This window comes from Bacillus silvicola (assembly GCF_050524305.1).
Lineage (GTDB): Bacteria > Bacillota > Bacilli > Bacillales > Bacillaceae_G > Bacillus_A > Bacillus_A cereus_AT.
Window position 1 is genome coordinate 17,170 of the sequence record NZ_JBNGVC010000007.1, and the last position, 12,813, is coordinate 29,982.

The window sequence follows — 12,813 nt, forward strand, 5'->3', positions numbered from 1 at the left end:
TACCTTAATCCAATATCTACTATTACTATAGAATCACATAGAGGGGATATTGCGGATATCATTACCAAAATTCTTAATTAATATCCCTCTATCTATGTATTTTTAGTTTGTTTTAATTCGTTGAATTTTCAATTGACATTTTCAGATATTTTGCCGACATTTTATAAGCACGATTATCAAAAAAATAGTCCCCTAGTTCATGAGCCAGTTCACTTACTAAAGGATATTGTTTCTTTTCTAAACCCATTTCAATTGCTTTTTGCAAATGTTTTTCATATCCATAATCATCTCCTCTTAATTTAGATATCTTCCCCTTCAATCCATATAATTGAACATGGGCGTAAGGTACATCAAAAATTGATAAAAAATCAAATGCTTCATCCATAAATTTATTAACAGTTTTCCAATCCTTAAATTCTATATGAATCTCTATTAAGCTTCGTAATGTGTATACCTTTTGATGTTTTTGTTGGAGAAACTCACTTAATTGCAAACATTCTTCATAGTACTTAATAGCATTAGTATAGTCTTTTAAACCTTGATAAATTTTCCCGTAATTATACGCGATTATAGGTGAATACATGGAATTATTATTATCTTCCAATCCGCTTTCTGCTTGCTGTAAGCATTCGAGGGCTTTGTCATATAATGCATCTAAATCATACAGTATCGTAAGCATTAACAAAGTATCTATTACTCTATTTTTTACATTGAATTTCAAAAATATTTTGTAAGCTTTCCGTGCATACAAACGACTAATACTTTTATCTTTATACAGCTCTTTATTTACATGACACAGATTATAATATATATTAGCGTGTTGTATGGTTTCTTCCAGACCAAGTAAACTCTCTACCTTTACATAAATTTCATGTGCAGCCATATAGTCCTGTTTCCTATAAAAATAATGGCCCCGAGCCATTAAATAATATATTAAATCTTCGTTGTATTGAGAATCTATTTGATTTGGAATGACTTGCGAAGCCTGATTTACAATTGGTTCTACATGTGAAAAATTATTATTTCGGGAATGATAGTATATTAAAACACCATAAGCCTTTAATAATAAAAGAATAGAGTCTATATCACGAACATACAGTTCTAAAGAAGATAAGTCTTTTTCACTTATGATTTTATCTTTTTTATACTTATTACATATTCCAAGTAGCATAGGTTCCATGTCCTGATAATCTGCATCTACAAGAAAATTGTAATCAATATCTAACTTTTCAGCGACCTTTTCTAAAAAGGAAGCTGAAGGTTTGATTTGTCCATTTTCAATTCTGCTTAAATACGTTATAGAGCATATTTCTGATACTAATTCCCCTTGCGTAAATTCTTTATGTATACGGATTTGTCGAATACGTTCGCCAATATTCATATTTCCAATCCCTTCTTCTAATAACTTAATTGAATTATTTTTGAGTAATATTATATGTATGAATTACCACACTAGATACATTATTTGATGCTAAACAGGGGAATAATATTGTATATTCCCCTATACATATCAATCCAAATATGAAAAATAAGTTTAATACAATACAACTGTAACTAATTACTTTATTTATCAATACTTGTTTCAATGCAACTGAAATGTTTAACAATTATTTTATACTATTGGCTTTCCCTTTCCCCCTCTTGCATTTCTATATTATACCAATTTAATAATAATCACGCTTAAAAAAATGCATCTTTTATACCTTCAAACTTTTGAGATAAAAGCCCTCTGTCTAAAAACGATGATTACTTACAAGACCTTATATGTTGTAAAAATTTTCTCAAATACCCAAACATGTAAAACAATACATAAAAAACCATGAAAAATTCACAATTTTTTTAATTAAATTTTACTAATTGTTATTAACATAAATTAAAACATACATTATAGATATAGAAATTCGATTAGTTAAAAGAGAGTTACCCTGATGTTAGAAAAAATTTTATAAATACGATAAGCAACGTTATATTTATAAACTCTTAAAGAATCTATCACTTCAGTTTACTCGTTTATTTATATTAGTACATTGGCATAAGTTTTAATGGATATTTGTTTTATTGCTGAAACATGTTAGAAAAATACGCTGAAGGAGAATGCTATATGACGTTACAACATGGCACATATTTATTAGAAAGAAAAAATAAAAAAAATACATTTGATGAAGAGCGATATCAGAAATGGTTAAGTAAGACAGGATTAAATGAATCAGCTATTGATACTCTAATTCAGGAAAACAATATGGAGTTAGAATATTTCAAAACTGTTTTATCAAACAAAGAGAATCCTGAGTTAACTACTTCTTTAGAATGGATCGCTATTGTCAATAGATTAATAAATAATGATACCTATTACAATAAAGATATTGAATACTTAGATGGATTTGAAAACATTCCATTTTTCGCATTTTATGTTCCATTCTTTAACTATAGTTTGGAAGTAATATCAAATAAATTTAAAGGTGTACATGAAGAAAAAATGTGCTCTATTAATATAGAAAACATTACAAAAAGTATTCTATTAACTGTAGCTGATAGAATTGGCCAAATTGGATTAAAAGTATTAATAACAGAGATTAATATGGCGAGAACTGGTGATTTACTAAGTGGTGAGACTGAAAAGGAAAGATATGATAGCTTTATTAATGAATTTCTTCAAGATAAGGAGTATATCCAGAACCTATTTAATTCTTATCCTGTGATGGTAAGACTAATGGTAGAAACTGTGCATAGTACTGTAGATGCAATGTTTGAGATAGTCTATCATTATGCGGAAGATCGAGATCAACTAGTTGAGATTTTTGGTGGAGATTTCAGCACTTTAACATCAATTGACTTGGGCGCGGGTGACACTCACCAAAATGGAAGAACTGTAGCTATGCTAAACTTTAATAATAAAGGCAAATTAGTATATAAACCTCGCTCGTTAAAAACAGATGAGCTATTTAATGAATTATTAATTTGGATTAATAAAAAAGGATTTAAAAAACCATTAAAAAATTTAACAGTATTAAGTAGAGATGAATATGGATATCAGGAGTTTATTACAGGGAGTGGATGTAATACCTCGCAGGAAGTTGAAAACTTCTATTATAGACAAGGTGGATATATAGCTTTATTTTATATACTAAATTCTACAGATTTCCACCATGAAAATATTATTGCTGATGGTGAGTATCCTATATTTATAGACCTAGAAACACTATTTAGTAATTCAATTGAATTCAATAATGAACTAACAGATAATAAAAGTGCTTTTTTAAAATTATCCTTAGACATTAAAGATTCTGTTTTTCAATCGTTAATGCTGCCTGTAAAATTCAGTGATGATCCTCTTATTGATTATGATCTAAGCGGTTTAGGAATAAGTGGTGAACTAGAAGTAGAGCCTTCTGCAGTAAATGCATTGGATAATGTATATAGTGATCAAATTAAAATGGTTAAACAAAAAGTTAAATTAAAAGAATTCAATAATATCCCACGCATTAAACAAAAGAAAACAAATGCTAGTGATTATATTCAAGAAATTATTAATGGGTTCACGGATATGTATAAATTAATATTAAATAATAAACAAGAATTCACATTAGATAATGGGCCTTTATACGCATTTAAAAACACTTTTGCAAGACAAGTTTTCAGAGCAACTGAGGCATATGCAAGATTTGTATCGGCAAGTATTCATCCTAATTACTTAAAAAATGGAATTGATAGAGAAGGCTTATTTTATTATCTATGGCATGGTATTAACCATCAACCGAAATTCAGCCGAATTGCAAAGTATGAAATACAAGACCTTTTAAGAACTGATATACCCTACTTTACTTTCAAAGTTGGTTCAACGAGTTTATTTAGTTCAGATAAAATTGAAATTAAAGGCTTTTTCGATAAAACTTCGATAGATGTAATAAAAGAAAAGCTAAATAAATTAAGTGACATAGATCATGATCAACAAGTAGAATTTATAAAGCAATCACTGGGCGCGATTGCTACAAACGAACAAAAAGAATACACTCCGTACGGCTATAAAGAGGTCGAAAAGGGTCTTTTAGATACCCAAAAATATCACAAAGATCAATTTCTGAATGAAGCGAAAAAAATAGGCGATGAAATAGTGAATCGTGCTATTGTAGGTGATAATTTCAAAGATGCATTGTGGTTTGGGCTTAACTTAGATAATAATGAACAATTTAAATTATCCCCTATAAGCATTGATTTATATAACGGTAGCTTAGGAATAGTACTATTCCTTGGGGTACTAGCAAAAGAAACTAACGATGAAAAATATAAAAAATATGCTGTTGCTGGATTGAATTATATTGAAAATAAGTTAATTCATACAAAATTACAATCGACTTCAGCATTTTCAGGGTATAGTTCACTTTCATACGTATACGCTTATTTAGGGAAAATTTTGGGCGATCAAAAACTCATTAATCAATCTAGAGAATATATCAATAAAATTGATTCGCTATTAATTGAACATGAGACCACATATGATTTTGTAGGTGGATTAAGTGGTTCCCTTCTTGTATTAGTCCGACTATATGAGGAGTTTAATTTTACTGAATTAAAACCTATTTGCGATTTAATAGCTCAAAAATTATTAAATCAGGCTTCTAACCAAATAAAGACTAATACTTTGCTCACTGGATTAGCACATGGTGCTTCTGGATATGCTTGGCCATTACTAGAATATGCTTATAAAATGGATCAGAATCACTTACTAAATGATATATTGGCAATATTAGATTATGAAAATAGCAAAGTAAATGATAATCAAGATAATTGGTTAGATTTAAGAGAAAATGAAAGTTTTGACGCGCCAGCATTTTGGTGTCATGGGGCCGGTGGAATAGGCATAAGTAGATTAATGATGTCCCAAATTATTGAGAATACTAATATTAACGGTGATTTGCAAAAATGTATTAATGTACTTATGACTAAAGGATTTGGTACTAGTAATACCTTATGCCATGGTGACTTTGGAAATCTTGATTTTCTTTTAACTTATGCTCAAGTAACAAAAAATAATGAGTATATAGAAATCTCAAGAGAAATCGGAAAACATGTATTGAAACAGAAAGAAAAGAATGGACAGTGGAATTTAGATCAACACGGCGATGTAAATATCTTAGGATTCATGATTGGAATTTCAGGTATAGGTTTTGAATTGCTGCGTTTAAATAACCCGGATATTCCTTCCGTATTAAGTTTAGATTTACCGTAAGTTTAAAGATATCTCTATCACTTGTGATTATGTAACTGAAAATATAACAATTAAACTGCTTTTATAGTCAAAAGGTAAACTAATAGAGGTCACCATATCAAAAAAGAAAATTGTACATTCGGACACAATTTAGACACAAAACATCCGGTTCCTTGTACGCTAAGGGACCGGATATTTATTTTACTGTTTTATATAGCGTACAATTTCTCGCTTATTTAGATACTATAGAACATTAAAAAAATATCAACTTGTACTACAGTATCTGTTGTAGCATTAGAGCTTCCTGTAGTTACTTTTAATGAAATACGATCACCTGCTTGAAATGTCATAGAAATATTATTATTGATATTGGAAGTGAGGATACCATTTAGTGTAACGATAAGAGGTGTATCTACAACATTTTTTGATCCAGATTCAAATGCGAATGTTGGAAAAATTACATATCTTTAATATCGTCTTTTGAGCTACTTTAAAATAATATATCGAGCGAGTTCGTTTACATTACAAAGATGCTAGGCAAATGTAAGGTTAATCTACAGCAGATTATGTCAAAAAACAGAATAGGAAAAGAAAGAGAGTATAGGAGGATATATATGAATAAACCAGTTGTAGTCGTTAAAAACATCCAAAAAGTATACGGTAAAAAAGGCGAAAACCAATCACACGCATTAAAAGGTGTGTCGTTCTCGATTCAAGAGGGGGAATTTGTTGGAATTATGGGACCATCTGGTTCAGGGAAAACAACGTTACTAAATGTAATTTCAACATTAGATAAAGCAACAGGCGGTGCTGTTGAAATTGCCGGCACGGATATTACAAAAATGAAACAGGGTGAACTTTCTGATTTCCGTTCGAAAAAATTAGGGTTCATTTTCCAAGACTTTAACTTATTAGAGAACTTATCTATCTATGAAAACATTGCACTTCCACTTTCGCTTCAAGGTGTTCCATCACGTAAGATTGGACCGAAAGTAGAGAAAGTAGCGGATATGTTAGGAATTTCAGCTATACTTCAAAAATATCCATCGGAAGTATCTGGTGGACAGAAGCAACGTTCAGCAGCAGCGCGTGCGCTTGTGCATGAACCAGCTATCATTTTAGGAGACGAGCCAACAGGAGCGCTTGATTCTAAAAATGCCACAAGTCTTTTAGATGCGATGACAAACTTAAATGAAGAACAAGGTGTATCAATCATGATGGTTACACATGATCCATATAGTGCAAGTTACTGTCAGCGTATTTTATTCATTCAAGACGGAGCGTTATACAAAGAAATTCACCGCACTGGTGCACGTGAAGTGTTTTATAAAGAGATTTTAGATGTACTTGCAGACTTAGGTACACAAAAAGCATAAGAAAGAAGGTTCAGGCATGTTATTTAAACTTTCTATGTCAGGACTAAAAAGTAAGCTAAAGGACTATATCGTCTTACTTGTTGGTCTTGTCATGTCCATTTCAATTTTTTATATGTTCCAAACATTAGCGTTAAACGAAGCTTTTCTTAAAGCAAACTCTATTATTAGTGAAATTGGAATAGTATTCCAAGCTGGTTCAATCTTATTAGCAATTATTACATTCTTCTATATTCTATATGCAAACTCATTCTTATTATCGCTTCGTCAAAAAGAATTAGGTATGTATATGATGTTAGGGGCCAAAAAACATAAGGTTACATTCCTTATGTTCATCGAAACAATTGTATTAGGTGCGGCTTCCCTTGTAATCGGGATTGCAGTAGGTGTAGGGCTTGCACAAGTAATTGGTAAACTACTTATGCAGCAACTGGATTTTACTGCAGATGGTTATGAAGCGTTTTATGTTTCATCCATGATTGTAACTTGTGTTTTCTTCTTTGTGCTATTTGTATTATCAGCAATTATGAATAGTATCAAATTATCACATATTACAGTCCTACAACTTGTACATGCAGATTCAAAAACAGATCGTGTTTCTGTAAAAGGTGCGAAGACTGTTATCTTTGCAGTATTGGGGATTATTTTATTGGCAATTGGCTATGCTTCTATGATTTACATGGATAAGTTAAAGCTAGCTGGGATTTTTATCGCTTTAATTACTGTAACGTCTGGAACTTACATGTTATTTGGAACGTTCCTACCTCTTATTATTAAAAAGATGAAAAGTAATAAAAAACGAACTGAAAAAGGACTTAATGCTTTTACATTTGCTCAGTTAAACTTCCGTATTAACAGCTTAACAAAAGTACTAGCGACAGTAACGATGTTAGTTGCACTTGGAGCGGGGGCAATCTCAGGTGGTATGGCATTTAAAAATAACGTTATGATGAATGTAGATGCTCTTGCGATTTATGATGTTACGATTCATAATCCGACGACTGAAGAAAAGAAAACCTTAGATGATATTACGTTTAAAGAGAAAAGCGAATATCGCTATAAAACAGATGATAAATACGTTTATTATGTAAAAGAAGATTTAGAGAAAAATCGTCCTTTCGTAAAGGATGTTAAATATATTAAAGAAGGAGTAAAAGATCCTACTAAAGTGAAAAAAAGAGTTTCTGAAAAACTACCAACAAGAGAGATTTCTGAAAATACCGACAATTTAATTTCGGCAGAGTGGAAGGATGCCTTCGGAACGCTGGAGCCCTCTTATGTGCATCCCGATCAAACAATTAAAATTGTCGATCAAAAAATGTATGATAGCTTGAAAGATACAGAAGGTACTGTATTCATTGGAAAAACAGATGATTTCTTAACATACACAAAAGAATGGAAAAAAATTGACGAGTTACAGTTAATCAAATATAAAAATATAAAAATTGATGATATACCAAGTAAATACGCAATATATACTGGTTTTTACGGCATTTCAAGCGGGACAGTATTTATGGGCTTCTTCTTAGGCATTGCTTTCTTAGCAATGATGGCAAGCTGTTTAATGTTTAAAATTCTATCTGGTGCATCAAACGATATTACGCGTTATCAAATGCTTCGTAAAATCGGTGTGCGCCGTGAATTATTAACAAAATCAATTTATAAAGAATTATTCTTAGTATTCCTATTCCCAGCGATTGTCGGAATTGCACACGTACTAGTTGGTATGAACATCTTCTCGTTCATCCTAATCAATCCGTATTTCCGTATTTGGCTTCCAATTGTAATTTTCATAGGCATTTACTCAATTTACTACTTCATTACAGTTCAATTGTATAAAGGCATTGTTCTTCCGAAAAAAGAATAAAAATTAGAAACGTAAAATAACTCCAAAATATACAATAGAAATTGATTTTGGAGTTATTTTTGTTTATTTCACTTTTTTTCAGCACGTTGCATCTAGACATTAAATCTATCGACCCCAACAAGAATGTATCAATTTCCTCTTTATTCTTTAAATCGATGTTGAAAAATGTTTCTAACAAATAACGAAGATAATGATCAGAACTTAAATTATTTTCATTTGCGGTTTCAACCACAATATACATGAAGATACTTCCTCTAGCACCTCACTGTATATTTGAGAGCATCCAATTTTTTTCCCTATTACAAACAATTTAATAGAACATACACTTCTATTGTTATCAATTTCTAAAAAACCATCTAAAAAAAAGCTACAAAAAAATTCCATTAATTCAAACAGGACTTACTGTAGGAGATAGGACAGTACCTAATGAAAATAGAGAATTCAAAAAAACTAAGAAACACTCAACAGTACTAATACACCTTTCAAATAACAAACAATAAATCATAAAAATAAAATCTAAGTATCCTCCGAACAAAATAAAAGAGCAACAAATAATTTCACGTACTGTAGTACATAGAGAAAACCAATAGAACAAAACCCAACAAGTATAATAGAAATATGTATTGGCAGAGTGGACAAAGTACCAAATTAGCCCGTATTTAGTGTGATAGAATCACTGTTATCCCTTTGGAGTAGACCATATAATCGCTCTGCAGTTCCTGGGACGATTGATTGAATAAACTCCAAGTACAACTCTTTTTGTTCAGTTGTACGACCAATAGCATTATTAAAAAGCAGCAACAAAGTAGACAGTCCTGTTTGTCGTTGACTACCTTTACCGATCACATGAATATATATTTGTTTTGATTTCTTTAGCACGTTATTTAACGTACTTCTTGGAATTTGCAACGCTTCACATATTTCTTTTTGAGTAAAATATACGAATCCTTTTTCGGTATTTTTTTGCACGTTTAAGAAGTCAATGATATCGTGTTCCCACTCATACCAATGACTACGCACACGATCCTTGCGTGCTTTCTTATGTTTATACCAATACTGTGATGGTACTAGACTTGAAAATGTTACCTTTCTATCTGACCAAATTTCTAAAATTTGATTGATGTACTCTTTATTTGCGCCTTTATATTTACCTGAAAAAGCACTACGAATAGCCTTTTGAATACTTGAACTTTTCAAAGGGCTTTTTAGGTTTGTATTAAATTCATCCAGTAAATTATATGCCTCGTCTTGAGTCATTCCTGAAGAATAGCATGCCAACGCGAGCGTAAATACAGCGTTATCACGTCCAAATACACCTTTTTGACCTCTGATATGTGTGCATGCTAATACCTTTTGCACCCATCCTTCAGTAATTTGCGTAGTTTTAATTTGCTTATTCGAAATAACTGTAAATAAACTTCTACGATGGCCGGTATCTTGATCTTTAGACCATTCAATTAAATGAGATAAATTACATGTACTGTTTGCATCAAACCATACAATGTTATCTTCGTTTGGCATACGGAAGAATCCGAAATCATTACATGTCAAATCAACACCAGGTAAAAGCTCGCTTAGAGCTTTTCTGATGTTCTCACTGATTCTTTTTGCACTACGTAATCCACGAAAATCGTTCTTATTCGAAATAAATAATGGATTATCCAACACAAAATAAGCCTGGTATCCCTTCACACTTTCAACAATAACTGTAGGCATTCCTAGCTGCTTGTCCATTGCTGCAAGTACGATTTCCCCTGGAGTAAGGTCTTTTGTATCAATATCAACAGTAAAACAATTAATTTGTTTTAGATTTCGTTCTTCATGCCCTTTAATGATTTTTCTGTTTCTATCTATGTACGTTCCCACTCTAAAAACATTCGGAGTCCAATGTGTAGCTTGTCCAATATGGTCCAGTACTGTTTCTTGAGAAGTCAATACAACTCCCTTTGTACCATATGAGTTCGTTAAATCTTCTTTTGTACGTGTAATAAATACAAATCTGTCATCCATTTTGATACTAGTATCCTGAGAATCTAACATGGATATGCTAGCTCTTGAGTTTTTATATTTATATTTTCGTAACCCCTCATGTAAAATCAATTCGATTGCTTGTTGCGCTTTATCCATGTTAAATCTCCTTTCCACTAGATTTTTGACAATAAAAAAGGTGAGCAGTTATAACACTGCTCACCTCGAAAATTCTCTGAAAAGTAGATAAAAAACAGATTTTTCCCCGTATTCAAACAAACTTAAATACGGATTTCTACCTTTACAATCTAGCTCTAATTAACTATACTAAATACAGATATTTTTATATCTCTAATAACATAGTTAACTAGAACGGACGGAGAATTTTACATACTGGTTGTGCAGTGTGTAAATGGAATACAAGTTGTTGATAGCAACGTGTATTCGCCGGGGAGTAAAGTTATTGTCAGTAACTCTACTTTTTCTGTCAGATTGGGACCTGAGAAATCTCAATTAGACAGCCGTTCTTTTTTTATTTATTTTTTATTTATTTTTTATCATTTATTTACCTCAAAAGCTCTTTATGTATAGTATCGAATTAAATCACTTTTTGTTGAAAAACTTGCTAATTCTTACATTACAGCAAGTTTTTTTGTTTGTAAATACAGAAATGACAACAAAAAACTACGCAAAAGTAGAAATGTAGAACTACGTAAAAGTGGAATTTTCTACATTTCTACCTAAATTTAAAATCCGGTATATCATCTACAACTTACGCGAAAGTAGAAATGTATACTTTAATCCTCATATTTATACTTTTCTTCTCTTTAAAAAATTTCCAATAACCCTTAATTATCAACAATTAGAGTAACTTAACAACAACTACGCGAAAGTAGAAAAGTATACATTTCTACTTAAAACTCATCTACTTTATAAACTACGCGAAAGTAGAAAAGTATACAAAAAAATCTTACGAGCAAGTATACTTTTCTACTTTTGCGTTAAATTAATTTAAAAAATATATGTTTTTCCATGGTATGCTGTTGCGAATATTGTATGTAGATGTTACATTTTACTCAAAGGTATACTTATTCGGAGTTTTAGGGGGGAATGTCGAAAATGACTAGACAAGCAACTACATATGTGATTGGTAACTTCAAGGGTGGAGTTGGAAAAACTAAAACAGCAACAATGTTAGCTTATGAAGCAGCTACTGTATTTAATGAAAAATGTCTTTTAGTAGATATGGATCCTCAAGGTAATGCAACAAGAGTTCTTGCAAAAACAGGTGACATTGAACAAATAGACAAGTCTATTACAAATGCATTTCTAAATCAAAATTTAGAAAATGAGATTATCCCAGTAATTGAGAATTTGGACATTGTTCCATCTAATACTTCATTCAGGAAACTATCAAAAGTATTATTCGATCTGTTCCCTGAAGATGAACTTGCACAAATTACATGTTTAAAAAAAATGTTAGAACCCTTAAAAGGTAGCTATGATCGTATCTACATTGATGTACCACCAACAATCAGTGATTACTCGGATAACGCTATGATGGCAGCTGATTATTGTATCATTGTTCTACAAACACAAGAATTGTCTTTAGAAGGCGCTCAAACATACATCGCATATATGCAATTCTTAGCAGAAACATACGATGCTGATTTACAAGTTCTAGGTATTATCCCAATGATGTTACAACAAGGTAAACGCGTGGATAACAAAGTCTTACAACAAGCACAAGAAATGTATGGTGGAAACGTCCTAGATACAATTGTTAAATATCAAGAACGTCTAAAGGTGTATGATATTGAAGGCATCCATAAAACAATTAACGTTAGCGGTACAATTGATATGTGGGATGAAAAGGCTCATCAACTATTCATTGATGTACTTAGCGAGCTTAATGAACATGAAAACTATTTTGCTACTATTAATGCATAAGAAGGAGGTTCATAATGTCTAATACACCATTTTCACCTATAATCTCGAAACCTAATGGCAAGAACACTTTGCATGACAAAGGTGTGAAGATAAAAGGAACAAACGATTTCGGTCGTAATAATGAGCCTGTTAAGAAAAAGGTTATGACCCCTATTATTAATAAAGGTAAAATGAATCTTCCTGAAAAACCGGATCGACGTTTAGTTCCATCTAAAACAGCTAAAATTTCACCTGCAGTTTTATTAAAACTAAACACCCTTAAACCGTTTATTAAAGAACAAGAAAGCCTGGAGAAAACATCGATTAATAGCATTATCGATATGCTTCTCGAAAGCTATGTAAATACGAAACTAACAACTCGACAGTCTGAAGGTTATAAAGGAATGTACAAGCACCTTTATGAGATGTTGGATAAGAAATAAAACAAAGAGCCGTTAAAGGACTAAACC

General features: G+C 31.4%; 7 protein-coding genes and 1 pseudogene. 5 read left to right on the forward strand and 3 right to left on the reverse strand.

Translation table 11 applies throughout. The annotated features are described in order from the left end of the window. Positions 1-112: 112 nt before the first annotated feature. On the reverse strand, positions 113-1,381 hold the full coding sequence (locus tag ACP6L7_RS10990) for a helix-turn-helix domain-containing protein (protein ID WP_097832124.1): 1,269 nt from the start codon (positions 1,379-1,381) through the stop codon (positions 113-115). 720 nt (positions 1,382-2,101) lie between these two features. Here ACP6L7_RS10990 and ACP6L7_RS10995 point away from each other — a divergent pair. Continuing rightward, complete coding sequence (locus ACP6L7_RS10995) at positions 2,102-5,227, forward strand: type 2 lanthipeptide synthetase LanM family protein (RefSeq protein ID WP_097832125.1); 3,126 nt, start codon at positions 2,102-2,104, stop codon at positions 5,225-5,227. 215 nt (positions 5,228-5,442) lie between these two features. Here the strand turns inward: ACP6L7_RS10995 and ACP6L7_RS11000 are convergent. After that, positions 5,443-5,631, reverse strand: a pseudogene (locus ACP6L7_RS11000) (hypothetical protein); the annotation flags it as partial. A gap of 189 nt (positions 5,632-5,820) precedes the next feature. Here ACP6L7_RS11000 and ACP6L7_RS11005 point away from each other — a divergent pair. After that, positions 5,821-6,582, forward strand: coding sequence for an ABC transporter ATP-binding protein (locus ACP6L7_RS11005; RefSeq protein ID WP_097832126.1), 762 nt, complete (start codon positions 5,821-5,823; stop codon positions 6,580-6,582). 16 nt (positions 6,583-6,598) lie between these two features. Continuing rightward, the gene (locus tag ACP6L7_RS11010) at positions 6,599-8,446 is read left to right on the forward strand and encodes an FtsX-like permease family protein (protein WP_430529225.1); all 1,848 of its coding nucleotides are present in this window, start codon (positions 6,599-6,601) and stop codon (positions 8,444-8,446) included. A gap of 648 nt (positions 8,447-9,094) precedes the next feature. Here the strand turns inward: ACP6L7_RS11010 and ACP6L7_RS11015 are convergent. Then, on the reverse strand, positions 9,095-10,573 hold the full coding sequence (locus ACP6L7_RS11015) for a primase C-terminal domain-containing protein (protein WP_430529226.1): 1,479 nt from the start codon (positions 10,571-10,573) through the stop codon (positions 9,095-9,097). 960 nt (positions 10,574-11,533) lie between these two features. Between ACP6L7_RS11015 and ACP6L7_RS11020 the strand changes: the two genes are divergently transcribed. Continuing rightward, positions 11,534-12,364: a ParA family protein gene (locus tag ACP6L7_RS11020; RefSeq protein WP_097832129.1), complete on the forward strand. Its 831-nt coding sequence runs from the start codon at positions 11,534-11,536 to the stop codon at positions 12,362-12,364. 14 nt (positions 12,365-12,378) lie between these two features. Further along, the gene (locus tag ACP6L7_RS11025; protein ID WP_097832130.1) at positions 12,379-12,786 is read left to right on the forward strand and encodes a hypothetical protein; all 408 of its coding nucleotides are present in this window, start codon (positions 12,379-12,381) and stop codon (positions 12,784-12,786) included. The last annotated feature ends 27 nt before the right edge of the window (positions 12,787-12,813 follow it).